The sequence below is a fragment of the Streptomyces sp. NPDC050422 genome (genome assembly GCF_044458665.1).
In the GTDB taxonomy this organism is placed as follows: Bacteria; Actinomycetota; Actinomycetes; order Streptomycetales; family Streptomycetaceae; genus Streptomyces.
Genome location: NZ_JBITIE010000008.1, coordinates 285098 through 308950 on the forward strand (window position 1 = coordinate 285098; position 23853 = coordinate 308950).

The following is a 23853-nucleotide window of genomic DNA, read 5'->3' on the forward strand; positions in this document are numbered from 1 at the left end:
GCGAAAGGGCCGCGGCTCGAAAGCTGCGGCCCTGGTGAACGGAGGTCGGTGCGGGCGCTCAGTTGTGGTTGTAGGCCACCAGGGAGATGCCGACGTAGTGGACGACGAAGGCCGCGAGGGTCAGTGAGTGGAAGACCTCGTGGAAGCCGAAGAAGCGCGGTGAGGGGTTCGGGCGCTTGATGCCGTAGATGACACCGCCGGCGCTGTAGAGCAGTCCGCCGACGACCACGAGCACCAGGACCGCGATCCCGCCGGTGCGCATGAAGTCCGGCAGGAAGAAGACCGCCGCCCAGCCCATCGCGATGTAGCAGGGGGTGTAGAGCCAGCGCGGGGCGCCGACCCAGAAGACCCGGAAGGCGATGCCCGCGACCGCCGCCGCCCACACCGCCCACAGGAGCGGGGTCCCGGTGGACTCGGGCAGCAGGAGCAGGGTCAGCGGGGTGTAGGTGCCCGCGATGATCAGGAAGATGTTCGCGTGGTCGAGCCTGCGCAGCACGGCCTCGCCGCGCGGTCCCCACGTACCGCGGTGGTAGATCGCGCTCACGCCGAAGAGCAGGCACGCGGTCGCGATGTAGATCGCGCAGGCGATCCGGCCGCGGGTGCTGTCCGCCAGGGCGATGAGCACGATGCCCGCGATCAGGACGGCCGGGAACATCCCTGCGTGCAGCCAGCCGCGCATGCGTGGCTTGATCTCCACATCGACGGTTCCGGCTGGTTCCAGCTTGGCGGGTTCGGGTGCGGCGGCGGAGGCGGCAGTCATTCCCGCATCGTACCTACGCCACCGTAGGTAGCGGATACGAGTGGCGATGCTCACGTGGGCGGCCCTCTGGACATATGGGCGGAACGGTCGGATGATCAAATGAGTGCGGTCGGCACCGGATGAGCGCCAGGGAATTCGAAGGGGTAGAAGCATCCGGGTCGCAGCCCCCACGGGGCCTACCAAACACACACCCTCATCAAGGAGCGATCGTGGCGCGCGACATCGCGGCTCCCTTCACTGTTCCCACCAACCACCAGGAGCTCGTCTCCTGGGTCGACGAGATCGCAGCCCTCACCGAACCGGACCGAGTGGTCTGGTGCGACGGCTCCGAGGCCGAGTACGAGCGCCTGTGCGGGGAGCTCGTGGCCAAGGGCACGTTCACCAAGCTCGACGAGATCAAGCGCCCGAACTCGTACTACGCCGCCTCCGACCCCAGCGATGTCGCGCGTGTCGAGACCCGGACGTTCATCTGCTCCGCGAAGGAGGAGGACGCCGGTCCGACGAACCACTGGAAGGACCCCGCCGAGATGCGGGAGATCTTCGTGGGGGACAAGGGCGTCTTCCGCGGCTCCATGCGGGGCCGCACCATGTACGTCGTCCCCTTCTGCATGGGCCCCGTCGGCTCGCCGCTCTCCGCGATCGGCGTCGAGATCACCGACTCCGCGTACGTCGCCGTCTCGATGCGCACCATGACGCGCATGGGCCAGGCCGTCCTCGACGAGCTCGGCGCCGACGGCTTCTTCGTCAAGGCCGTCCACACGCTCGGCGCACCCCTGGAGGAGGGCCAGGAGGACGTCCCGTGGCCCTGCAACTCCACCAAGTACATCTCGCACTTCCCCGAGGACCGCGAGATCTGGTCCTACGGCTCCGGCTACGGCGGCAACGCCCTGCTCGGCAAGAAGTGCTACGCGCTGCGCATCGCCTCCGTGATGGCGCGCGACGAGGGCTGGCTCGCCGAGCACATGCTGATCCTGAAGCTCACGCCGCCGCGCGGTGAGTCCAAGTACGTCGCGGCGGCCTTCCCCAGCGCCTGCGGCAAGACGAACCTCGCCATGCTGGAGCCCACGATCTCCGGCTGGACCGTCGAGACCATCGGCGACGACATCGCCTGGATGCGGTTCGGCGAGGACGGCCGCCTCTACGCGATCAACCCCGAGGCCGGCTTCTTCGGCGTCGCGCCCGGCACCGGCGAGCACACCAACGCCAACGCCATGAAGACCATGTGGGGCAACTCCGTCTTCACCAACGTCGCGCTCACCGACGACGGTGACGTCTGGTGGGAGGGCATGACCGAGGAGCTCCCCAAGCACCTCACGGACTGGAAGGGCAACGACTGGACCCCCGAGTCCGGTACGCCCGCCGCCCACCCCAACGCCCGCTTCACCGTGCCGGCCGGCCAGTGCCCGATCATCGCCCCCGAGTGGGAGGACCCGAAGGGCGTGCCGATCTCGGCCATCCTCTTCGGCGGTCGCCGCGCCTCGGCCGTCCCGCTGGTCACCGAGTCCTTCAACTGGCAGCACGGCGTCTTCCTCGGAGCCAACGTCGCCTCCGAGAAGACCGCCGCCGCCGAGGGCAAGGTCGGCGAGCTGCGCCGCGACCCGTTCGCCATGCTGCCGTTCTGCGGCTACAACATGGGCGACTACATGAACCACTGGCTGAAGGTCGGTGCGGACAAGCCGGACCAGTCGAAGCTGCCGAAGATCTACTACGTGAACTGGTTCCGCAAGAACGAGGCGGGCAAGTTCGTCTGGCCCGGCTTCGGCGAGAACAGCCGCGTCCTGAAGTGGATCGTCGAGCGCCTGGAGGGCAAGGCCGAAGGCGTCGAGACCCCGATCGGCATCCTGCCGGCCAAGGGCTCGATCGACACCGCGGGCCTGGACCTCTCCGAGTCCGACCTGGACTTCCTGCTCAACGTGGACAAGGAGGTCTGGCGCGAGGAGGCGGCGCTGGTCCCCGAGCACCTCAACACCTTCGGTGACCACACGCCGAAGGAACTGTGGGACGAGTACCGCGCGCTGGTCCAGCGCCTGGGCTGACCGCCCCTTCGATCTCCGCGGCCCGGCTCCCGACATCCGCCCTGACCTGTGGGGTCAACGGCCTGCCGCGGTAGGGACGTGCACGAACACGCCCCTGGCCCCCGTAACCGACAGCGGTTGCGGGGGCCGCTCCCTTTTGCCGGGGGGTGGCACCCGGTCCACACGCCTCGACGGCACGTGGACCGGGGCCGTCAGAGGGCGCCGACCAGCCGCGACGGGGCGGAGGAGTCGGCGGCAGCGGCGGAGACCGCTGCGGTGTGGGCGTCCATACGCTCGGCCGAGAGGATCGCGACCACGGTGTCGGCGCGGGACGCCGCCACCACCAGGGCCCGGCCCGCGAGGGCGTGGGCGCGGCGGTGGAGGGTGGTCGCGGGCGCGTCGCTCAGGCCGGCGTGCCGGGCGGGCGGTGCGCCGCGCAGTCGGGCGACCTGTTCGGCGATGCGGTCGCCCGCCTCGCCGAGCCCCAGCTCGTCGGTGACCGCGAGCAGCGCGGCGAGGTGTCCGGCGAGCTGGATGTCCAGCTCCTCCTCGCGGGTGCGGTGCGGGAAGTCGCCGACGTGGTCGGCCGGTGTGTGGACCGATTTGGTGCGGATCGGTTCGTACATGGATGGCCTCCTGGTGGTGCTGTGGGAACCATCCTAGCTTGGATTCAGTCTAAAGTTGTCCGTGTTCGAGAGTCTGGTCGGGCTACACCTGCCCGTATCCGTCCAGGAAGCGGGCGATCCGGCCGATCGCGTCCGTCAGGTCCTTCGTCGAGGGCAGTGTCACGACCCGGAAGTGATCGGGCTCCGGCCAGTTGAACCCCGTCCCCTGCACCACCATGATCTTCTCGGCACGCAGCAGGTCCAGGACCATCTGCCGGTCGTCCTTGATCTTGTAGACCTTGGGGTCGAGCCGGGGGAAGAGGTACAGGGCCCCCTTCGGCTTCACGCAGGTCACGCCCGGAATCTGCGTCAGCAGGTCGTACGCCACGTCCCGCTGCTCCAGGATCCGGCCGCCCGGCAGCACCAGGTCGTTGATCGACTGCCGTCCGCCGAGCGCGGTGGCCACGGCGTGCTGCGAGGGCATGTTGGCGCACAGCCGCATGTTGGCCAGGATCGTCAGCCCCTCGATGTACGAGGAGGCGTGCGCCTTCGGCCCGCAGACCGCCAGCCAGCCGGAGCGGAACCCGGCCACCCGGTAGTTCTTGGACAGCCCGTTGAAGGTGAGCACCATCAGGTCGGGGGCGATCGTCGCCGTCGGCGTGTGCGTCGCACCGTCGTACAGGATGCGGTCGTAGATCTCGTCCGAGCAGACGACCAGGTTGTGCCGCCGGGCGATCTCCGTCAGCCCGCGCAGCATCTCGTCGTCGTAGACGGCGCCCGTCGGGTTGTTCGGGTTGATGATCACCATCGCCTTGGTGCGGTCGGTGATCTTCCGCTCGATGTCGGCGAGGTCGGGCATCCAGTCGGCCTGCTCGTCGCACCGGTAGTGCACGGCCGTGCCGCCGGCCAGCGAGACGGACGCCGTCCACAGCGGATAGTCCGGGGCCGGTACGAGCACCTCGTCGCCGTCGTCGAGCAGCGCCTGCATCGACATCTGGATCAGCTCGGAGACGCCGTTGCCCAGGTAGACGTCCTCGACATCGAGGTCGATCCCCTTGGTCTGGTAGTGCTGCATCACCGCCCGCCGCGCGGACAGCAGCCCCTTCGCGTCGCCGTAACCGTGCGCCCCGGACAGGTTGCGCAGAACGTCTTCGAGGATCTCCGGCGGGCACTCGAAACCGAACGCGGCAGGGTTGCCGGTGTTCAGCTTGAGGATGCGATGACCTGCTGCTTCCAGCCGCATCGCCTCCTCGAGCACGGGGCCCCGGATTTCGTAACAGACGTTGGCGAGCTTCGTGGACTGGATGACCTGCATGTCTGCGAGCTTACGACTGTGTTTCGCGGGCCGCCCGGCCTTTCCCCGCCCATTGACCCACCCGGGTCCGTCCGCCCGCCGCCCCGGCTTCCATCGCCATGCGCCCGCGCCCCCGGACCGTCGGAACCCGGGGCGCGGGCCGGGCCGGGGCTTGGAATGGGGTGGAACGGGGACGGACGGACCGGACCGGGTGACATGCGCCACGGCGCGCCGCGGCCCGCGGGCGCCGAACCGGTCACTCGGGCAGCCGGGCGCCTTCCGGCAGCCGGACCCCGAACGTGTCCGCGAGGACACGGACCGTCTCCGCGGCGTCCGCCAGCTCCCGCTCCTCCCGCTTGCCGTCGGCGGCCGTCACCACGAGCGTGCGGCCGGCGAGCGACAGATGGGCGTCCGGAGTGGTGCGCTGGACGTACAGCAGATGCGCGAACGGCGAGCGCGGGTTGGTCGCGATGTGCCAGTTGACGACCTCGAAGTCCGGCGCCTCGAACGGCTCCAGCGTGAACGCGTACTGCCCCTGCCACGCCCCGTCGCCCGACTCCGCCTGGAGCTCCCACAGCTCCAGCGGCCCGTCGTGCGGCGGGTGGACGAGCCGGTGGTGGCGCGGGGTGTCGTGCAGCTCGGCGCCCGTGACCAGCGGGATCGGCTCCAGCAGCGAGCCCACGGCCCCGAAGCCGACATCGGCGAGATACGGCGTCGCCTCGCCCGGCACCCCGACCCGCATCAGCATGTGCGTCCGTGGCCGGACGTCCCCGGGCCCGGCGCCGAGCACGACCCGGGCGCACAGCAGCGTGACCTCGAAGCCGAGGGCCCGCAGGGCGGCCGTCAGCAACGAGTTGTGCTCGTAGCAGTAGCCGCCGCGCTCGCTGCGTACGAGCTTCGCCTCCAGGTCGGGGAGGGCGAGCGAGGGCACGGTGTCGAGGACGGGGTCCAGGTTCTCGAACGGGATGCCGAACGCATGCGCGCGATGCACGGAGCGCAGCACGGCCACGGTGGGCTTGCGCTCACCGCTCCATCCGATGCGGGCGAGATAGGCGTCGAGGTCGAGGTCGAGGTCGAGGGCGTGGTCGAGATCGGAAGTCATGCTCCGACCCTACGTAGTTGGGGAGGGCGGATGCCTCCTGCCACAGCAGGATCGTGCCGGCCCCCGAGGGCTACTTGTCCTCGGCGAGGGTGTGCGCGACCAGCGCGTTGGCATGGCCGTGCCCCATCGCGTGCTCGGACTTGAGCCAGCTCACGATCTCCATGTGCTTCGTCAGCGGCGAGGCGCGGATGAGCTCCTTCCACTCCGCGACGGGACGGCCGTACTTCTGCTCGATCGACGGGAAATAGCTTGCGGGGCCCTTCACTGCATCGGTCATGCCGGAAGTCTGACAGCCGGGTCTGACAGTCACCCGCAGGAACTCGCGTGACGGGCCGGCACCCGACCGGACCGGGCACAGGATGTCGGGTGGGGCAGGGTGGTCGTTTCCTAGCGTGGTGGGCGGAAGGGAAGGAGGCCCGGGTGCTGGAACGGCTGAACGAGGCCATGGACCGTATCGAGCGCCGTCTCGACGACCGCATCGACGTCGCCGAGCTGGCCAGGACCGCCATGACGTCGGAGTACCACCTGCGGCGGATGTTCTCCGCACTCGCCGGGATCCCGCTGTCGGAGTACATCCGGCGCAGGCGGCTCACGGTCGCGGGTGCCGAGGTGCTGGCCGGTGAGCGGACGCTGCTGGATGTCGCGGTGCGGTACGGCTACGCGTCGGGCGAGGCGTTCGCCCGGGCGTTCCGTGCCATGCACGGCATCGGTCCGGGTGAGGCCAGACGCAGCGGGGCCGCGTTGCGGTCCCAGCCCCGGATGTCCTTCCGCCTCGTCGTCGAAGGGACCAGCAGCATGCGATACCGGATCGTGGAGAAGGAGAGGTTCTGTGTGGTGGGGAGGAAGGCGCGCGTTCCGCTGGTGCACGAGGGGGTGAACCCGGCGATCGCCGCGTTCATCCGGAGCATCGACAAGGAGACCGTGGGGCGCATCAGCAGCCTGTCCGACCAGGAGCCGGAGGGGATCGTCCAGGTCAGTGACGACCTCGCCGAAGGCCGGGCCGAGGGCACCGAACTGGACTACTACCACGGGGTGGTGAGCTCGGCGCCCGTCCCCGAGGACATGGACGCGCTCCCCGTGGCGGCGGGCACCTGGGCCGTCTTCGACAGCTCGGGTGCTTTCCCGCAGGCCCTCCAGTACCTGTGGCGGGACGTGTTCACCGAGTGGTTCCCGTCCAACCCGTACCGCAGCCGGCCGGGCCCCGAGATCCTGCGCACCCGGCTCTCGCCCGACGGGGCGCAGGCGGACGCGCAGCTGTGGATCCCGGTGGAACGGACCGCTGCCTGACGGGCGCCTGCACAGCAGACCGGACGGCCCGCCGCCCACGACCTGTTGGCGGCGGGCCGTCCCCCGTGCGAGCTACACGCAGGTGTCCACCGCGCGGTGACGACTCCTGTCCGCCGGATCCGTAGCGTCGGAGCGTAGCCGCGGGGAGAGTCCGCGGGCCGGCAGAGGAGTGCGCATGAGAGTCGTTTGGCAGCTGTTGACCGTCGTCGCGGTCTGGATGATCGGCGGTCAGTGCGTTGCCGCGGTGGACGGGAATCCGTGGCTCACGCTGGTTCTCGGCCTTCTCGTCGCGGCGCTCGCCGTACCGGCCTACCGGTGGGTGGTGGGACGGACCGAGCACCGTCCGGTCACCGAGCTGGCCCGGGAGGGCGCGAGGGCGGCCACCGGACGCGGGGTGCTGATCGGCGTCGCGCTGTTCGGGGCCGTCATCGTGAACCTGGCCTTCCTCGGCGACTACCACGTCAACGGTATCGGCTCGGTCACCGGCGCGATGGGGCTGATCGGCTTCATGGCGGCCGCCGCCATGACGGAGGAACTGGTGTTCCGGGGCATCCTGTTCAGGATTGTCGAGGAACGCGGCGGCACTTGGATCTCGCTGATGCTGACCGGCGCCCTGTTCGGCCTCATGCACCTGTTGAACCCGAACGCCAGCCTGTGGGGCGCAATCGCCATCGCCGTCGAGGCCGGTGGCATGCTCGGCGCCGCGTACGCGGCCACCCGCACGCTGTGGCTGCCCTTCGGCGTGCACTTCGGCTGGAACTTCGCCGCATCCGGCATCTTCAGCACCGAGGTCTCGGGCAACAACACCCCGCAGGGCATTCTCGACTCCGCGACCTCGGGCTCGAAGCTGATCACCGGCGGTGACTTCGGCCCGGAGGGCAGTGTGTACTCGGTGCTGTTCGGCGTGCTGCTGACGGCGGCGTTCATGTGGCTGGCCCACCGGCGTGGCCACGTGGTGCCCCGGCGCAGCCGGCGCGTCGTCGAGGCCGGCGCCACCACTAGAGTTCCCCGGTGACCAAAGTTCGGAGTTTCCCGGAGCTGTGGCGCCGGTTGGATGTCACGGTTCGCGATCTCCCCCTCGGGCTGCTCCTCCTCGTCGGGTCGCTCATGCCTGAGCTCTACAACCGCGGTACGGAGCTCGGCGGCATGCCGAACCACTCCCTCGACGCGCTGGGCGTCGTGGCCCTCTGTCTTCAGAGCCTTCCGCTCGCTGTGCGCCGGCGGTTGCCGTTGGTCGCTCTCTCGCTGGTGGTGCTCGGCTTCGTCGTGGACCAACTGGGCGGCTACCACCTGCTCGCGGGTACCGCGCTGCCCGTCGCCCTGCTGAGTGCGGGATCCCATCGGGAACGGCATCGGCACGTGACCGTGGTCGTCCTCTCCGTGGCGTACGTGGCGCTGGCGGTCGTGCTCCTGCGGTTCGGGTCCGGTGAGAGCCTGGCCGGCTTCACCGTCTTCTACGTGGCTATGGCCCTCGCCTGGGGTGCCGGGTCGTGGCTGCGCCACACCCGCGTCCTGGAGGCCGAACGCCGCCTCCGGATCGCCGAGGACACCCGCCTCGCCGAACGCACCCGGATCGCCCGCGAGCTCCACGACATCGTGACCCACCATGTGACGGCGATGGTCGTACAGACCGAGGCGGCCCGCTATCTGACCGCCGCACCCGACCGGCTCGACCAGACCCTGGCCACCGTCACCGACACCGGCCGCCGGGCCATCACCGACCTGCGGCACCTGCTCGACCTGCTCAACCCGGACCACGGCGCCGAGGCCAGGACGCCGACCGTCGGCCGGATCCTCACCCTGGTGGAACAGACCCGACGGGCAGGGCAGGAGGTGGAGTTCACCGAGCAGGGCACACCGGCGGCGTCGACCGGCAGCGCCGACCTGGTCGCCTACCGGGTCGTACAGGAGGCCCTGACGAACGCCCTCAAGTACGCCCATGGCAGCAACACGTCGGTCCAGGTACGGCACAGCGAAAGAGAGATCACCGTGGAGGTCAGCACGGACGGTTCCGGCTCACGGGCCAAGGTCCCCGGCGGGAGCGGGCGGGGCCTCGTGGGGCTCCGCGAGCGCGTCGACGTCCTGGGCGGCGACTTCAGCGCGGACGCCCGCACGGGCGGCGGCTTCGTCGTCCGGGCGCGCATACCCGCCGGGAGTCCCTCGTGACCGAGACCGCACCCATTCGGGTCCTCGTCTGCGACGACCAGATCCTGGTCCGCACCGGGCTGGCCACGATCATCGACGCCCAGCCCGACCTGGAGGTGGCGGGCGAGTGCGGCGACGGGCGGACCGCGGTCGAGATGGCCGGCCGGCTGCGCCCGGACGTCGTCGTGATGGACATCCGCATGCCGGTGCTCGACGGCATCGAGGCGACCCGCCTGCTGGCCGGTGCCGGAGTGGAGCACCCCGTCAAGGTGCTCGTGGTGACCACGTTCAACCTGGACGAGTACGTCTACGAGGCGCTGCGCGCCGGGGCGAGCGGGTTCCTGCTCAAGGACGCGCCGCCCGCCCAGCTGCTGCACGGGATCAGGACCGTGGAGACGGGCCAGGCGCTGCTGGACCCCGAGGTGACGCGCCGGCTGGTGGGCAGGTACGCCGCCCGGATCCGGCCCACCGGGGGCACCCCCGAGGACCTCCCGCTGACCCCCCGCGAACTGGAGGTCCTGCGTCTCATCGCGGACGGCTTCTCCAACAGCGAGATCGCCGTGACCCTCCTGATCAGCCCGGAGACCGTCAAGACCTTCGTGTCACGCATCCTCGCCAAACTCGGACTCCGCGACCGCGTCCAGGCTGTCGTCTACGCCTACCGCCAGGGCCTGGTGACCTGAATTCGCCCCTTGTGGGGTTCCCTCCAGTGCGCCACCATGCGCATGTCAAAACCGGAAGAACTTCGGTCGCAGAGGCTCCCCACGCTCTGCGCAGGTCACTTGAGGGGACCCCCACATGAAAAAGCCTCTCGTCGGTGCGCTCTTCGCGGTGCTGCTCCTCGGAGCCGGCACCGCGCCCGCGTCAGCGGCCACCAGCCACGACGCGACCGCGCCCAGCGTGCTCAAGGCGGCAGCGGCCGCGAGCCGCACCGCTGCGGACGCGGCGTCATCCGGCCACGCGGCCGACCGGTCGAAGGTCAGGCCCAAGGCCATCGGCTTCGCCGGGACCGTGGCGCTCAGCAACTGTTCGGGATCGGTCGTCCGTACACCCGGCTCCCAGGCGGGCGACCCCGCGCTCGTGCTCTCCAACGGGCACTGCATGGAGTCCGGCTTCCCCGGCCCGGGCGAGGTCGTTTTCAACCAGCCGTCCACCCGCAGCTTCACCCTGCTGAACGCCGCGGGCAGCGGCGTCGGCACCGTCCGGGCAAGCAAGATCGCGTACGGGACGATGACGGACACCGACATATCGGTGTACCAGCTCACCTCCACGTACGCCCAGATCGAGAGCAGCTACGGCATCAAGGCGCTGGAGCTCAACACCACGCACCCGGTGCAGGGCACCGCGATCACCGTCGCGTCCGCGTACTGGAAGCGCACGTACAGCTGCAACGTCGACGGGTTCGTCTACCGCCTCAAGGAGGGGGAGTGGACCTGGAAGGACTCGGTCCGCTACACCTCCGCCTGCCAGACCATCGGCGGCACGTCCGGCTCGCCGGTGATCGACAACGCCACCGGCAAGGTCGTCGCCGTCAACAACACCGGCAACGAGGACGGGCAGGAGTGCACGGACAACAACCCGTGCGAGGTCGACGAGAACGGGCAGGTGACGGTCCACGAGGGCATCAACTACGCCCAGGAGACCTACGGCATCGTGCCGTGCATCGGCGCCGGAAACGTCTTCGACCTCGACCGTGAAGGGTGCGCACTGCCCAAGCCGTGACGGGAGGGGCGGGGGCGGGACGCCGTTCCCGCCCTCGCTTCCGGGTCAGATCCTGCGCCACCGGGCGTTCGCGCAGGAGAAGAGGCCGAACGCCGCCAGCCCGACCGCGATCAGGGCCAGCAGCCACGGGCCGGCCGGGGTCGCGCTGAACGCGCGCAGGGTGTCGTCCATCCCCTTGGCCTCGCCCGAGCGGACCTTCACCGCCGCGGCCACGGCGAAGCCGCCGGCCACCGCGAAGACGAGTCCGCGGGAGACACCGCCGAACACCCCGGTGACGTCCACCGCGCGTCGCGCGGCGGGCGACATCTCGCCGAGGCGCAGGTGCTTGTGGTACTTCCGCAGGGCGGCACGGCCCGCGATCCACAGGCCCGCACCGGCGACGACCGCGCCGGCCGCCCCGACCAGCCAGCGCCCGCCCGACATGCCGAGCACCTGCGCCGTGACGTCCTTCGACCGTGTGTCGCCGCTGCCGCTGCCGCTGCCGCTGCCCCGGTCGCCCGCCGCGAACATCAGGACCGAGTACGACACGAAGCCGTAGAAGACGGCGCGCCCCGCCGAGGCCAGACGCTTGGTGGCCTTGCGCCCGTCCGGGCCCGCGGCCCCGAACGCCGCCTCGGACAGCCGCCACAGCGCCATCCCCACCAGGGCGATCCCCAGGACCCACAGCAGCACGGAACCGAAGGGCTTCTGCGCGATCTCCGCGAGTGCCCCGCCCCGGTCCGCCTGCTTCCCGCCGCCCCCGCCCGATCCGCCGTCGCCGAAGGCGATGCGCAGCGCGAGGACGCCGACCAGGAAGTAGATCACCCCGCGCGCCACGAACCCCGCGCGGCCGCCCGCCTCGACCGCTGAACTGTTTCCCGCGCGTCTCGCCTTTCCCTGACTCTTCCGGGCTGTCGCAGAAATATTCATGACGACTCGCGTGCCCGCGCCCCGGGGCCGGAAACCAGACGTCCGCAGGGGCCGGCTGCCCGCCGCACCGCTGCTGACCGGCTATGGTGCGACCGTCCGCGCCCCCGTGGACCGCACCGACCGGCCCGCCAGCACCTGCGTCCGCTTCCCGTCCTCGATGACGAAACGGCCGTCGATCAGCACGTGCGGGATGCCGGTCGGCAGGGTGCGCGGCTCGTCGAACGTCGAGCCCGCCGCCACCGTCGACGGGTCGAAGAGCACCAGGTCGGCGCGGTAGCCCTCCCGCACGTACCCGCGGTCGGGCAGCCGCAGGCGGGCCGCCGGGCGCGAGGTGAGGTGGGCGACGCACTCCTCCAGGGAGAGGATGCCCAACTCCCTTGCGTACCGGCCGAGATACTGCGGGAACGTGCCGTACGCACGGGGGTGCGGCTTGTCGCCCTGGAGGATGCCGTCGCTGCCGCCCGTGTGGACGCGGTGGCGCATGATCTGCCGGACGTTCTCCTCGTGGCCCACGTGCTGGAGGATCGTCGTACCCAGCCGGTCGTCCAGGAGCAGCCGCCGCGCGGTCACCCAGGGCTCCTCGCCGCGCAGCCGCGCCGACTCGGCGACCGTGCGGCCGACGTGGGCGGCGAGGGACGGCACGCTGACGCCGGAGATCTCGATGGTGTCCCACTCGATCGGCACCCCGTGGCAGCCGTCCGACCCCACGACCTCCAGGTCGTGACGGATCCGCGCCGCCGTCGCGTCGTCGGACAGGCGCGCCGCGACCGACTCGGGGCCGCCCTCGTTCGCCCAGCTGGGCAGCATGGCGACCAGGGTCGTACAGCCCGGTGTGTACGGGTAGGTGTCGAGGGAGATGTCGGCGCCCGCGTCGAGCGCGCGGTCGAGGAGATCGAGCAGCTCCGGGGCGCGGCCCTCGTTCACGCCGAAGTTCATGGTGGCGTGGGCGAGATGGAGGGCGCAGCCCGCGGAACGGGTGAGCCGCACCATCTCCTCGTACGCCTCCAGCGCCCCGGCGCCGTACGAGCGGTGGTGCGGGCAGTAGTAGCCGCCGTGTTCGGCCACCACCCGGCACAGGGCGGTGAGTTCGGCGTCGTCCGCGTACATGCCCGGGGTGTAGGTGAGACCCGAGGACATGCCGACGGCGCCCTCGGTCATGGACTGCGCGACGAGTTGCTTCATCCGGGTCAGTTCGGCGTCGGTGGCGGTCCGGTCGTCCCAGCCGACCGCGTGCATCCGCACGGTTCCCTGGGGGATGAGGTAGGCGGCGTTCACCGCGATGCCCTGGCCGTCGAAGTTGCGGTCGAGGCGGTCGAGGTACTCGCCGACGGTGCGCCAGTCGAAGTCGATGTCGCTGCCGTCGCCGTTCCACCCGGTGATGGAGCGGCGGACCTCGGCGAGCGTGCGGTCGTCGGCGGGGGCGTACGACAGTCCGTCCTGGCCGAGCACTTCGAGGGTGACGCCCTGGGCCGCCTTCGCGCTGTGGTCGGGGTCGCGCAGCAGGGCGAGGTCGCTGTGGGCGTGCATGTCGACGAAGCCGGGCGAGAGCGCGAGACCGTCGGCGTCCAGGGTGCGGGCGGCGGTGGGGCGGGGGCCGGGGGAGTCCTCGCGGTGGATCTCCGCGACGCGTCCGTCGACGAGGCCCACGTCGGCGCGGTAGGAGGGGGTGGCGGTGCCGTCGATGACGCGGGCGTCGCGGATGACCAGGTCCATGGGGGGTGCCTTTCATTACCCGGCCTCGCCGGGGCCCGTTCGGCCTCGCGGGGGAGCTTTTCGGCCTCGCCGGCGTTTGAGGCGCGGGGTCCGGGGCGGAGCCCCGGTTACGGGAAGGGGCGGGGTGGGGAAAGGCACCCCGCAGCGGATCAGAAGAACGTGCGGATGTAGTCCGTGACCGTGCCGTCCGCCGCAACCAGCGGAATCAGCTGCCACTTGTCGAAGCTCGTGCAGGGGTGCGACAGACCCATCCCCACCCAGTCCCCGACCTCCAGCTCGGCCCCCTCGTCCGTCCGTACCCACGCGTGCTGGTCCGACAGACCGGTGATCTCGATCCCCGTCGCCGCCCGCACCGAGCCGTCGCGCCCGGACCGCACGACCTGCGCCTGGGGCAGGTCGAGGTCGTAGGCCGCGTCCCGCTTGCCGGCGTTCAGGAACGCCTGCTCGCCCGTGGGGCGGGACACGACCTGGGCCCAGAGCCGGAAGGAGGGCTGGAGGGCGCCCTCCTCGGGGACCCGGTTGAAGGGGGTGAGGTGGCGGTAGTGCCCGTCGTCGTGCGAGACGTACGCCCCCGAGCGGAGCAACTTGAGTACGGGGTAGGAGAGTTCGGGGATCTCCGCGAACACGTCCGCGACCGCGTCGAACCACGCGCTGCCGCCCGCGCTGATCACGATCCGCTCACCGGCGCCGGCGTCCAGCGCGGCGAACCGCCCCGCCGCGTCGAAGTCCGCGGCCAGCGCGACGAGCCGGCGGAGCCAGTCGCGTACCCGCTCGCCCGTCGCGTCCGGCACCTCGCCCTCGTAACCGGCCACGCCCACCAGGCGCAGCGTCCCCGCCGCGGCCACCGCGTCGGCGACCGCGGCGCAGTCGGCCCCGGTGCGGGCGCCGGTGCGGGCGCCCTCGCCCGCACCGAGCTCCACGACGACGTCGACCGGGCGGGAGGCGCCCGCCGCGCTCAGGGCCTCGTCCATCAGCTCGACACCGCGCACCGAGTCGACGTAACAGATGAAGCTGAACTCCGGATCGGCGTTCAGCTCGCCCGCGAGCCAGGTCAGCGCGGCCGCGTCGACGAGCTCGTTGGCGAGGAAGATCCGCTGGATCCCGAACGCCCGGTAGACCCGTGCCTGGTGTGGCACCGCCGCGGTGATGCCCCACGCGCCGTGCTCCAGCTGGCGGGCGAACAGCTGCGGGGACATCGACGTCTTGCCGTGCGGTGCGAAGGCGAGGCCGTGGCGCTCGGTGTACGTCTCCAGCAGGGCGAGGTTGTGCGCGACGGACTCGGCCGACAGGGCGAGCACCGGCGTGGTGAACCCGCCGGTGAAGAGGTTGCGCCGCTCGGCCGCCAGCTCGGCGACGGTCAGGCCGTCCGCATCGGGCGGGAGGGCCTTGAACCGGTGGTCCACCCGCTCCTCGGCGAGACCGGCGAGACCGGCGGTTCCGGCGAGCCCGGTGGTTCCGGCGGATCCGGCGACGGGGCGTTCGTCGGCCATGGGGGTGCCTCCTCGATCGAAGTCATGCGGTGGGTCACTGCGTCATCGTCATCAGCGTTGCAACATATGCAACACCCATTGCGTATATCGCTCAAGGCTGTCTAACATCCGAGCCGACGCCGGGTCAATGGTGAGACCCGGTGCCGCCGCCCGATCCCGAGGAGCCCGAGTGTCCGGAACCCCGGCCAGGACCGACGCCGCCACGGCCACCGATGTGGTGTGCCTCGGCGAGTCCATGGTGACGTTCCTGCCCTCGCGGCCCGGGCGCCTCGCCGACGTCCCCTCCTTCGGCCGCGGCATCGGCGGCGCCGAGTCCAACGTGGCCTGCGCCCTCGCCGCGGCCGGACACCGCACGGCCTGGGTGAGCCGGGTCGGGGCCGACGGCTTCGGCGACCACCTCGTCGACGCGATCTCCGCGTACGGGGTCGACACCTCCGCCGTGCGGCGCGATCCCGTCCGGCCCACCGGCATCTACTTCCGTACGGCGACGGACCGCGGCACCGACGTGCACGAGGTGGCGTACTACCGGGCCGGGTCCGCGGCCTCCGCGATGGCGCCCGCGAACGTCCCGTACGAGGCACTGTTCGCCGGCCGGGTCCTACACCTGTCCGGCATCACGGCGGCGCTCTCCGCCGACTGCCTGGAGCTGCTGCACGAACTGACGGCGCCGCGCCCCGGGCGGCCCCTCGTCTCCTTCGACGTCAACCACCGGCCCGGTCTGTGGCGGGACGCCGACGCGTCCCCCGGCGTCCTGCTGGACCTGGCCCGCCGCGCGGACCTCGTCTTCGCCGGCGAGGACGAGGCGGAGGAGGCGTGGGGGGTGAAGGGCGCCGCCGCGATCCGCGAGGCACTGCCGGAACCGGCGGTGCTGGTCGTGAAGCGGGGGGCGGACGGGGCGACGGTGTTCTCCCGAGGAGCGGACCCGACCGACACCGTCACCGACATCCCCGCCCTCCACGTCGACGTCGTCGCCCCCGTCGGTGCCGGTGACGCCTTCGCCGCCGGGTTCCTCTCCGCGACCCTGCGCGGACTGCCCGTCCGCGACCGGGCCCGGCACGGGCACCTGATGGCCGCCGCCGTCCTCACCGTCCCCGGCGACCTGACCGACCCGCCTGCCCGCGACCGGGCCGACCGCCTCGTCGCCCTCGACGACAACGACTGGGGGAGACTGCGTCTCGGCCCCGGGTGGACGGGGGACGACACGGAGGTACGTACGACATGAGTCAGACCGTCGACCGGGCGCTGAGCATCCTGCCGCTGCTCGCCCAGGGGCCCGCCGACCTCGGACAGGTCGCCGAGCGGCTCGGCGTCCACAAGTCCACGGCCCTGCGCCTGCTCCGTACGCTCCACGAACACGGGCTCGTCTACCGCCAGCAGGACCAGCGCTACCGCCTCGGCGCACGGCTCTTCGCGCTCGCCCAGGAGGCCGTCGAGAACCTCGACGTGCGGGAGATCGCCCACGCGCACCTCGTCGAGCTCAACGCGAACTGCGGGCACACCGTCCACCTCGCCGTGTACGAGGAGAACGAGGTCCTCTACATCGACAAGGTCGAGAGCCGCTACCCGGTCCGGATGTACTCCCGCATCGGCAAGCCCGTCGCGATCACCGTCGCCGCCGTGGCCAAACTCCTGCTCGCCGACCTGTCCGAAGCCGAGCGCCGCGCCATCGCGGAGAAGCTCGACTACCCCATGTACACGTCCCGTTCGACCCCCGGCCCCGGCGCCTTCCTCAAGGAACTCGCCACCGTGCGCGAACAGGGATGGGCCACCGACCTCGGCGGCCACGAGGAGTCCATCAACTGCGTCGGCGCACCCATTCGCGGCGCCGACGGGCGCGTCGTCGCCGCGATGTCGGTCTCCGCGCCGAACGTGGTCGTCACGGCCGAGGAACTCCTCACCCTGCTCCCCCTGGTCCGTCGCACCGCCGACACCATCAGCCGGGAGTACTCCGGCACCACCCGACCCAAGAAAGCCTGATCACCCATGACCGACAAGACGGCTCTCACCCCGAGCACCCACACCACCCCGCCCGCGAAGTTCTCGCACGGAGTGCGGAAGGGGAACATCCTCCAGGTCGCCGGCCAGGTCGGCTTCCTGCCCGCCGTCGAGGGCCAGGCCCCGACCCCGGCCGGTCCGACCCTCCGTGAGCAGACCCTCCAGACCTTCGCCAACGTCAAGGCGATCCTCGAAGAGGGCGGCGCGAGCTGGGACGACGTGATGATGATGCGCGTCTACCTCACGGACGTGGACCACTTCGCCGAGATGAACGAGATCTACAACACGTACTTCGGCGAGCAGAACCTCAAGGAGGCCCCCGCCGCCCGCACGACGGTCTACGTCGGCCTGCCCAAGGGCCTGCTCATCGAGATCGACGCCCTCGCGGTCCTCGGCTGATCCTGATCACCTTGCCTTACCCGCTCCACCGCACCACCCCGCCGTACGGCACGGCGCCCCGTCCCCTCGGGGCGCCGTGCCGCGCTCCGCCCTGCCCGAGTCAAGCCCCATGGACGACAACGGAGTTACCCATGCTGCTCGCCGCAAGCCCCCCGCCGGTCGAGACGCCACCCCACACCGGTGGACTCCTCCTCCTCATAGACGGGACGGCCGGTCTGCTGACCGTCGCCGTTCTCGGGATCGCGCTCCTCCTCTTCCTGATCATCAAGGTCAGGCTGCAGCCGTTCGTCGCACTGCTCGCCGTCTCCATAGCCGTCGGCCTGGGCGCCGGCCTCTCCGTCACCGAGCTCTTCGGTACGGTGCAGAAGTCCGCCGCCGTCTCCGTCATCGAGTCCGGCATGGGCGGCATCCTCGGCCATGTCGCGATCATCATCGGCCTCGGCACGATGCTCGGCGCGATCCTCGAAGTCTCCGGCGGCGCCGAGGTGTTGAGTGCACGCCTGCTGAACCTCTTCGGTGAGAAGCGCGCCCCGCTGGCCATGGGCCTGACCGGTCTGATCTTCGGTATCCCGGTCTTCTTCGACGTCGGCATCTTCGTCCTCGCGCCGATCGTGTACGCGGCAGCCAAGCGCTCCGGCAAGTCGATCCTGCTCTACGCGATGCCGCTGCTGGCGGGCCTGTCCATGACCCACGCGTTCCTGCCGCCGCACCCCGGCCCGGTCGCCGCCGCCGGCCTCTTCCAGGTCTCGCTCGGCTGGGTCATCCTGATGGGCGCCGTCGTCGGCATCCCGTCCGTCCTGGCCGCCTGGGGCTACGCCGCCTGGATCGGGAAGCGCATCTTCGTCGACGTCCCGCAGGACATGGTCGAGGCCGCAGCGGAAGCGAAGGCCGCCGTCGTCGCCGAGCAGCGGGCCGCCGGGGTCACCCCGCGCGAGGCGCCGGTCGCGCTCTCCACCGTCCTCGCGATCATCGGCACCCCGCTGGTGCTGATCCTCGCCGCGACGTTCTCCTCCATCGCGCTCGACCCCTCGACGCTCCGTTCCGTCATCGAGTTCTTCGGCAACCCGTTCGTCGCGCTGACCATCGCGCTGCTGCTCGCCTACTACCTGCTCGGCATCCGGCGCGGCTGGTCCCGCAAGTCCCTGGAATCCGTGTCGACTTCGTCCCTCAAGCCGGTCGGCAACATCCTGCTCGTCGTCGGCGCGGGCGGCATCTTCGGGGCCGTACTCAAGAGCAGCGGCATCGCGGACGCGCTCGCCGACACGTTCAACGACGTCGGCCTGCCCGTCATCCTGCTCGCCTGGCTCATCTCGGCGGTGCTGCGCATCGCCCAGGGCTCGGCGACGGTCGCCATCGTCACCACCGCCGGCATCGTGGTCCCGCTCGTCGAGGACCAGGACTTCTCGCAGCCGCACCTGGCGCTGATCATCATGGCGATCTCGGCCGGCTCGATCATCGCCTCGCACGTCAACGACGGCGGCTTCTGGATGGTGTCGAAGTACTTCGGCATCTCCGAGCGCGACACCCTGAAGTCCTGGACGGTCCTGGAGACGGTCCTGTCGGTCGCGGGGTTCGTCGTGGCGGCGCTGCTCAGCCTGGTGATCTAGGGCCTCTCGTTTGGATCAGGCCGGGCTCGCGGGGTCCGGCACGCGCATCTGCGGCGTTGTCGTCGGTCGCCAATGCTCCGCAGTGACTCCCTCCTCCGCCTTGCAGCTGCACGCACCGGACCCCGCTCCCTGATCCGGCCTGATCCAAACGAAAGACCCTAGGCCTTCGACCGGGCAGCCCTTCGACAGGTCAGCCATTCGACCGGGCACGTTCCGTACGGGTACTGGCAGGTTCAGGCCGCCGAGGCGCAGATGATGCTCCGGCCCTTGTTCACCTGCCAGTACCAGAACTTCTCGCCGCGCCCCGACGGGCAGGTCCAGTTCTGTCCCGCCGCGGGCGCCCGGTAGAACCCGGTGATCCGCAGGATCGACTGCCCCGCCTCGGGCACGGTCGAGGCGTTGCAGCCCCAGACCACCGTCAGGTCCGCGCTGGTGGCCCCGGTGACGTCCGCGGGGAAGCACTGGCCCACCTGGTACACGCGGTCCAGGCACAGGGTCCTGTTGACGCCGTCGTCACCGGACCTGCTCCACCAGGTGAAGCCGGCCCCCGTGTCGCAGGAAGCGGAGCCGCCGGAACGGGTGCTGACCTGGTTGACGTGCATGTACGCATTCGAGGCACCGCAGCTCACCCGGACCGGGCGGGAGGCGCTCATGTCGTCGTGCCCGTCGTTGTACACGTTGAGGCAGTCCCCGGCGCGCACCGCGGCGAACGCCCGGTCGGTGGCGTCCGGGGTCGGGGTGGGCGTGGGTGTGGGCGTCGGAGTGGGAGTGGGCGTCGGCTCCGACCCGGTGTCGCTGTCGTCGTTGCTGCTGTCACTGCTGTCGCTGTCGGTGTCCGTACCGGTGTCGTGCGTCTGGGTGTCGAGATCGCTGCCGGCCGATGTCGAACCGGAACTGCCGGAGACGGATGAACTACCGCTGTTGCTCCCCTTGTTGCCCGTCGTCTCCCAGGGCTGCCAGACCAGCAGCGCGATGACGGCCGCCACGGCCAGCAGCCAGCCCATCGCCGACGAGTTCCCCGAGGACCCGGTCCGCGGGGAGGTCGGGGAGGTCGGGGGCGTCGTGCCCGGACCGGTCGGGGCCGTGCTCGGTGAGGACGTACGCGCCCGGGCGGCACGGGCCGCCCGTCGCGCCGCCTCCCGCTCGGCCCGCTCCCGCGCCGCGCGCTCGGCCGCTTCCCTCGCCGCGCGCTCCCGCTGGACCCGTTCCCGCTCGGCGCGCCTCCGCGCGCGCTCCTGTTCGGCGCGTGCGTGCTCCTGCGCGGCGCGCTCCCGCTCGCGCCGGGCGCGTTCGGCCTCCAGTCGCTGGGCGGCCTGCCGCAAGGTCTCCCGACGGGCCGCTTCCACGCGTTCCTGTTCGGCGCGTTCCTGCTCGGCCTGCTCCGCGCGCTGCCGCTCCGCCAGTTCCGCGAGGGCCGCCAGCTCCCGCCGCGTACGGTCGCGCCGGGCGCGGTCGCGGGCCGCGCGGGCCCGGCGCTCCGGCGGGTAGACCAGCGTCGGCGGCGGGGGCGGCGCCACGTTCGTACGCTGCACGAGGGTCGGGGCCACGGGATTCGCCTCCGGCCGCCTCGTCCGGCCCGTGGGGCGGCCGTTCGCGAGTTCCAGGCCCTGGGTCGCGTACGCGCCGATCAGTGCCGTCCACCGCGGCGGCAGCCACCTGGTCCCGCTCTGGGACGCCGGCAGACCGGCCTGGTCCCGGCGGAAGCGGGCGAGCAGGTCAGCGGGCTTCGGGCGCCGGCCGGGGTCGACGTCCAGGCAGGGCCGGATCGTCGGGGCGAGCTCCTTCGGCAGGCCGCCGAGGTCGAGTTCGCCGCGCTGGACGCGGGCCAGCAGCCGCAGGGTGTCGCCGTCGGCGGCGTAGGGCGGCCGTCCGGTGGCGAGCATGAAGAGGGTGGCGCCGAGCGAGTAGACGTCGGACGCGGCGGTCGACTCCTCGCCGCGCGCCTGCTCGGGCGAGGTGAAGGCGATCGTGCCGAGCGTGAGCCCGGTGAGCGTGAGGTCGCTGGCGTGCGAGATGCCGAAGTCGATGACCCGGGGACCGTCCAGCGGCAGCAGGACGTTCTGCGGCTTCACGTCGCGGTGGACGATGCCCACCCCGTGGAGGGTGACCAGGGCCTCCGCGGTTCCGGCGGCGATCCACCGTACGGCCGAGGCGGGCAGTACCCCGCAGGTGCGCACGAGTTCGGACAGGGGAGGCGCGGCGATGTAGTCGATGGCCATCCACGGCCGCTCGGCGTCCGGGTCGGCCTCCCGTACCCGGGCCGTGTACGCACTGGCGACGCGTTGCGCCAGCGAGACCTCGCGCGCGAAGCGCCGGCGGTCGACGTCGCTGACGCTCCCCTCGGCCAGCAGCGTCTTCACGGCGACCAGCCCCCGCCCGCCGCGCTCGCCGCTGCGGGCCAGATAGATCCGCCCCATGCCGCCGGACGCGAGCCGTCCGATCAGCCGGTACGGTCCGAGCGTCGCCGGATCGTCCCCACCCAGCGCCTGAACCCGCGCCCCGGCCATGTCACTCCCCCTGTCGCACCCTCCTCGCAACGGTGCCACGGGGCGGCGCGAACAGCCATGGAATGCGGCAACTCCCGCACACTCTGTTGCGGCTCCGATACAGGCCCGGGACGGCCGCCGGACCCCGCACGTGCAGCAGCGCCACCGGGGGAGCGGCGGCGCTGCTGGTCAGTGATGCCGTGCGACGGAGCGGACGGTCGTACGGGTGGTGGTTACGGCAGACCGTGGACGTGCGGGCCGACCGCGTTCGACCAGGCGTTGCCCGATGTGGCGTCCCAGTTGGTCGACCAGGTCATCGCGCCGCGCACACCCGGGTAGGTCTTCGCCGGCTTGAAGGAACCGCAGTTGGTGCCCTTGGCGAGGCAGTCCAGGGCCGCGTTCACGACCGAGGGGGCCACGTACCCGCTGCCGGCGCCCCTGGTGGAGGCGGGGACACCGAGACCGACCTGCGACGGGTCGAGCCCGCCCTCCAGCTGGATGCACGCCAGCGCGGTGAGGAAGTCCACCGAGCCCTGCGAGTAGACCTTGCCGTCGCAGCCGAGCATCGAACCGCTGTTGTAGTACTGCATGTTGACGACGGTCAGGATGTCCTTGATGTTGAGCGCCGTCTTGAAGTACTCACCCGAGGTGGACTGCATGTCGATGGTCTGCGGCGCCATCGTGATGACGAGGCCGGAGCCCGCCTTCTGCGACAGCGAGCGCAACGCCTTCGTCATGTACGTGGAGTTGAGGCCGTTCTCCAGGTCGATGTCGACGCCGTTGAAGCCGTACTCCTGGATGAGGGAGTAGAGCGAGTTGGCGAAGTTGGCAGCGGAGGCGTCGCTGTTGACCGAGACGGACCCCTTCTCTCCGCCGACCGAGATGATGACGTTCTTGTCGGCCGCCTGCTTCGCCTTGATGTCGGCCTTGAACTGGTCGACGGTGTAGCCGTTCAGGCCCGCCGAGTCCAGGTTGAAGGTGACGGCTCCGGGTGTGGTCGTGGCGTCGGCGAAGGAGACCGCGATGATGTCGTAGTTCGCGGGGACGTCGCTGAGCTTCTGCACGGTCGCGCCGTTGTTGAAGTTCTGCCAGTAGCCGGTGACCGCGTGCTTGGGCACGGAGGTGCCCGGGTTCGGGTTGCCGCTGCCTGAGGTGGCCGTGCGCCCGCTGACGGTGGCGGACTTGACGGACTCACCGGCCGCGTTGGTGGCGGTCACCGCGAACTGGTACGCCGTGTCGGCCGTCAGCCCCGTGATCGTCGCCGAGGTGCCGGTGGAGGTGGTGGCCTTGGCGCCGTCCTTGTAGACGGTGTAGCCGGTCGCGCCGGACACCGCGTTCCAGGACAGGGGGAGGGAGGTGGACGTGGCCGTGCCGACCGTGAGACCGGCGGGGGCCGCGGGGATCGTCGGTGCGGGGTCGGTGCCACCGCCGCCGTCGGGGCCGCTGACCGAGACGTCGTCGACGAGGTAGGCGGCCTGCCCGTACCAGCCGTGCGTGTAGACGGTGACGGACGTGGTGCTGGGCCCGGTCGTGAAGCTCGTCGAGAGCTGGCTCCAGCCGCTTGAGCCGGGGGTCCAGGTCGACACGTCGGTGGTCCCGGTGCCGCTGGCGCCCAGGTAGACGTACGAGCCCTGCACCCAGGAGCTCAGGGAGTACGTCGAGTTGGGCTTCACGGCGACGGTCTGCGTGCACTGGGCGTTGTCCAGCCCGGCCGGGGTCGCCTTGAGGGCCGCGGTGCCGCCGTGCACGGGGGAGGAGACGGTGGCGCCGGAGCCGCCGGAGCAGGTCCAGTTGGCGAGGCCGGACTCGAACCCGGCGTTCTTGGCGACGTTGACGTCGGCGGCCTCGGCGCTGCTGACCAGGCCGGTGAGCGTCAGGGCGCCCGCGGCGAGGACGGCCATGGCGGAACCGAGGAGAGGGCGGCTGTGACGTCTTCTGTGGGTGGTTGCGGGGGAACGTTCCACTTGCTGCCTCCGTGGGGGAAGTCGGGGATGGCGGGGGAGCGACACGGGGATGCCGGGGGTGTGGAATCGGCGGGGAATCGAGGAACGGTGGCCACCGCTGGGCGCTAAAACTGGTCCAGACCAATCGAGTTGTCAAGACCTCTGACAGCGACCGCTCGCAATGTCCCGCGTGACGAGGGGGGGCGGGCGGGGTCGCCGGTCGCGGGCCGTTCACTCCGGAGGGGGAGTCGGGTCACCCTCGGCGGGCGTGCGCCTCGACCGTGTGCCTCGCGTAGGTCCGGGGGCCCCAATCCGGGCCCAGAGTTCACATGGGGCCCATCAGGAACACCTCAAGCTCGCCCGTGAAAGCGCTCCCACGCC

At 71.1% G+C, this 23853-nt stretch carries 20 protein-coding genes; 10 read left to right on the plus strand and 10 right to left on the minus strand.

All coding sequences use genetic code 11. The features are described 5' to 3' along the window. Nucleotides 1-58 precede the first annotated feature (58 nt). Nucleotides 59-760: a hemolysin III family protein gene (locus ACIBJG_RS14830; protein ID WP_399307877.1), complete on the minus strand. Its 702-nt coding sequence runs from the start codon at nt 758-760 to the stop codon at nt 59-61. Nucleotides 761-969: 209 nt separating this feature from the next. Between ACIBJG_RS14830 and ACIBJG_RS14835 the strand changes: the two genes are divergently transcribed. Next, a complete protein-coding gene (locus tag ACIBJG_RS14835; protein ID WP_399307878.1) occupies nt 970-2796 on the plus strand; it encodes a phosphoenolpyruvate carboxykinase (GTP) in 1827 nt (608 codons plus the stop codon). A gap of 191 nt (nt 2797-2987) precedes the next feature. On the opposite strand, the gene ACIBJG_RS14840 is transcribed toward ACIBJG_RS14835, so the two are convergent. From ACIBJG_RS14840 to ACIBJG_RS14855, 4 genes are all read right to left on the minus strand, one after another. Then, entirely contained in the window at nt 2988-3401 is a 414-nt protein-coding gene (locus ACIBJG_RS14840; protein WP_399307879.1) for a hypothetical protein, read from the minus strand. Nucleotides 3402-3483: 82 nt separating this feature from the next. After that, a complete protein-coding gene (locus tag ACIBJG_RS14845) occupies nt 3484-4695 on the minus strand; it encodes a pyridoxal phosphate-dependent aminotransferase (RefSeq protein ID WP_399307880.1) in 1212 nt (403 codons plus the stop codon). A gap of 235 nt (nt 4696-4930) precedes the next feature. Further along, nucleotides 4931-5776, minus strand: coding sequence for an arylamine N-acetyltransferase (locus ACIBJG_RS14850; protein WP_399307881.1), 846 nt, complete (start codon nt 5774-5776; stop codon nt 4931-4933). Nucleotides 5777-5846: 70 nt separating this feature from the next. Beyond that, nucleotides 5847-6053: a DUF4287 domain-containing protein gene (locus tag ACIBJG_RS14855; protein WP_399307882.1), complete on the minus strand. Its 207-nt coding sequence runs from the start codon at nt 6051-6053 to the stop codon at nt 5847-5849. A 143-nt stretch (nt 6054-6196) separates the two neighbouring features. On the opposite strand from ACIBJG_RS14855, the gene ACIBJG_RS14860 reads away from it, so the two are divergent. The 5 genes from ACIBJG_RS14860 (at nt 6197) to ACIBJG_RS14880 (ending at nt 10930) form a co-directional block, all read left to right on the plus strand. Then, nucleotides 6197-7063 (plus strand): helix-turn-helix domain-containing protein, encoded by an 867-nt coding sequence (locus ACIBJG_RS14860; protein WP_399307883.1) that lies wholly within the window; start codon nt 6197-6199, stop codon nt 7061-7063. A gap of 175 nt (nt 7064-7238) precedes the next feature. Beyond that, entirely contained in the window at nt 7239-8078 is an 840-nt protein-coding gene (locus ACIBJG_RS14865; protein ID WP_399307884.1) for a lysostaphin resistance A-like protein, read from the plus strand. Next, complete coding sequence (locus tag ACIBJG_RS14870; RefSeq protein ID WP_399307885.1) at nt 8075-9229, plus strand: sensor histidine kinase; 1155 nt, start codon at nt 8075-8077, stop codon at nt 9227-9229. Before ACIBJG_RS14865 ends, ACIBJG_RS14870 begins: the two co-directional genes overlap by 4 nt. Continuing rightward, nucleotides 9226-9891 (plus strand): response regulator, encoded by a 666-nt coding sequence (locus tag ACIBJG_RS14875; RefSeq protein WP_399307886.1) that lies wholly within the window; start codon nt 9226-9228, stop codon nt 9889-9891. The genes ACIBJG_RS14870 and ACIBJG_RS14875 overlap by 4 nt, the downstream gene beginning before the upstream one ends. Before the next feature lie 115 nt (nt 9892-10006). Next, on the plus strand, nt 10007-10930 hold the full coding sequence (locus tag ACIBJG_RS14880) for a serine protease (protein WP_399307887.1): 924 nt from the start codon (nt 10007-10009) through the stop codon (nt 10928-10930). 45 nt (nt 10931-10975) lie between these two features. Here ACIBJG_RS14880 and ACIBJG_RS14885 read toward each other — a convergent pair whose 3' ends face one another. The 3 genes from ACIBJG_RS14885 to ACIBJG_RS14895 all read right to left on the minus strand — a co-directional run bounded on the left by ACIBJG_RS14885 (nt 10976) and on the right by ACIBJG_RS14895 (nt 15042). Continuing rightward, entirely contained in the window at nt 10976-11839 is an 864-nt protein-coding gene (locus ACIBJG_RS14885; RefSeq protein WP_399307888.1) for a DUF1206 domain-containing protein, read from the minus strand. An 81-nt stretch (nt 11840-11920) separates the two neighbouring features. Continuing rightward, nucleotides 11921-13552 carry an amidohydrolase family protein gene (locus tag ACIBJG_RS14890; RefSeq protein WP_399307889.1) on the minus strand — a complete coding sequence of 544 codons (1632 nt, stop codon included), beginning with the start codon at nt 13550-13552 and terminating at the stop codon, nt 11921-11923. Nucleotides 13553-13701: 149 nt separating this feature from the next. Then, complete coding sequence (locus ACIBJG_RS14895) at nt 13702-15042, minus strand: alanine racemase (protein WP_399307890.1); 1341 nt, start codon at nt 15040-15042, stop codon at nt 13702-13704. Nucleotides 15043-15211: 169 nt separating this feature from the next. On the opposite strand from ACIBJG_RS14895, the gene ACIBJG_RS14900 reads away from it, so the two are divergent. The 4 genes from ACIBJG_RS14900 (at nt 15212) to ACIBJG_RS14915 (ending at nt 19043) form a co-directional block, all read left to right on the plus strand. After that, complete coding sequence (locus ACIBJG_RS14900) at nt 15212-16264, plus strand: sugar kinase (RefSeq protein WP_399307891.1); 1053 nt, start codon at nt 15212-15214, stop codon at nt 16262-16264. Continuing rightward, nucleotides 16261-17019 (plus strand): IclR family transcriptional regulator, encoded by a 759-nt coding sequence (locus ACIBJG_RS14905; RefSeq protein WP_399307892.1) that lies wholly within the window; start codon nt 16261-16263, stop codon nt 17017-17019. The genes ACIBJG_RS14900 and ACIBJG_RS14905 overlap by 4 nt, the downstream gene beginning before the upstream one ends. A 6-nt stretch (nt 17020-17025) precedes the next feature. Further along, nucleotides 17026-17436 carry a RidA family protein gene (locus tag ACIBJG_RS14910; protein ID WP_018519066.1) on the plus strand — a complete coding sequence of 137 codons (411 nt, stop codon included), beginning with the start codon at nt 17026-17028 and terminating at the stop codon, nt 17434-17436. Between the two features lie 131 nt (nt 17437-17567). Further along, nucleotides 17568-19043 carry a GntP family permease gene (locus ACIBJG_RS14915; protein WP_399307893.1) on the plus strand — a complete coding sequence of 492 codons (1476 nt, stop codon included), beginning with the start codon at nt 17568-17570 and terminating at the stop codon, nt 19041-19043. Between the two features lie 233 nt (nt 19044-19276). On the opposite strand, the gene ACIBJG_RS14920 is transcribed toward ACIBJG_RS14915, so the two are convergent. After that, a complete protein-coding gene (locus ACIBJG_RS14920) occupies nt 19277-21550 on the minus strand; it encodes a serine/threonine-protein kinase (protein WP_399307894.1) in 2274 nt (757 codons plus the stop codon). 212 nt (nt 21551-21762) lie between these two features. Beyond that, nucleotides 21763-23430, minus strand: coding sequence for a chitinase (locus ACIBJG_RS14925; RefSeq protein WP_399307895.1), 1668 nt, complete (start codon nt 23428-23430; stop codon nt 21763-21765). Nucleotides 23431-23853: the final 423 nt, after the last annotated feature.

What these genes read in the sequence shown, in the direction of transcription:
- ACIBJG_RS14925 (WP_399307895.1), bottom strand. Translation starts at nt 23,430, where the DNA reads ATGGCCGTCCTCGCCGCGGGCGCCCTGACGCTCACCGGCCTGGTCAGC.
- ACIBJG_RS14885 (WP_399307888.1), bottom strand. Translation starts at nt 11,839, where the DNA reads ATGAATATTTCTGCGACAGCCCGGAAGAGTCAGGGAAAGGCGAGACGC.
- ACIBJG_RS14880 (WP_399307887.1), top strand. Translation starts at nt 10,007, where the DNA reads ATGAAAAAGCCTCTCGTCGGTGCGCTCTTCGCGGTGCTGCTCCTCGGA.
- ACIBJG_RS14855 (WP_399307882.1), bottom strand. Translation starts at nt 6,053, where the DNA reads ATGACCGATGCAGTGAAGGGCCCCGCAAGCTATTTCCCGTCGATCGAG.
- ACIBJG_RS14840 (WP_399307879.1), bottom strand. Translation starts at nt 3,401, where the DNA reads ATGTACGAACCGATCCGCACCAAATCGGTCCACACACCGGCCGACCAC.
- ACIBJG_RS14865 (WP_399307884.1), top strand. Translation starts at nt 7,239, where the DNA reads ATGAGAGTCGTTTGGCAGCTGTTGACCGTCGTCGCGGTCTGGATGATC.
- ACIBJG_RS14915 (WP_399307893.1), top strand. Translation starts at nt 17,568, where the DNA reads ATGCTGCTCGCCGCAAGCCCCCCGCCGGTCGAGACGCCACCCCACACC.
- ACIBJG_RS14845 (WP_399307880.1), bottom strand. Translation starts at nt 4,695, where the DNA reads ATGCAGGTCATCCAGTCCACGAAGCTCGCCAACGTCTGTTACGAAATC.
- ACIBJG_RS14905 (WP_399307892.1), top strand. Translation starts at nt 16,261, where the DNA reads ATGAGTCAGACCGTCGACCGGGCGCTGAGCATCCTGCCGCTGCTCGCC.
- ACIBJG_RS14830 (WP_399307877.1), bottom strand. Translation starts at nt 760, where the DNA reads ATGACTGCCGCCTCCGCCGCCGCACCCGAACCCGCCAAGCTGGAACCA.
- ACIBJG_RS14850 (WP_399307881.1), bottom strand. Translation starts at nt 5,776, where the DNA reads ATGACTTCCGATCTCGACCACGCCCTCGACCTCGACCTCGACCTCGAC.
- ACIBJG_RS14920 (WP_399307894.1), bottom strand. Translation starts at nt 21,550, where the DNA reads ATGGCCGGGGCGCGGGTTCAGGCGCTGGGTGGGGACGATCCGGCGACG.
- ACIBJG_RS14890 (WP_399307889.1), bottom strand. Translation starts at nt 13,552, where the DNA reads ATGGACCTGGTCATCCGCGACGCCCGCGTCATCGACGGCACCGCCACC.
- ACIBJG_RS14910 (WP_018519066.1), top strand. Translation starts at nt 17,026, where the DNA reads ATGACCGACAAGACGGCTCTCACCCCGAGCACCCACACCACCCCGCCC.
- ACIBJG_RS14895 (WP_399307890.1), bottom strand. Translation starts at nt 15,042, where the DNA reads ATGGCCGACGAACGCCCCGTCGCCGGATCCGCCGGAACCACCGGGCTC.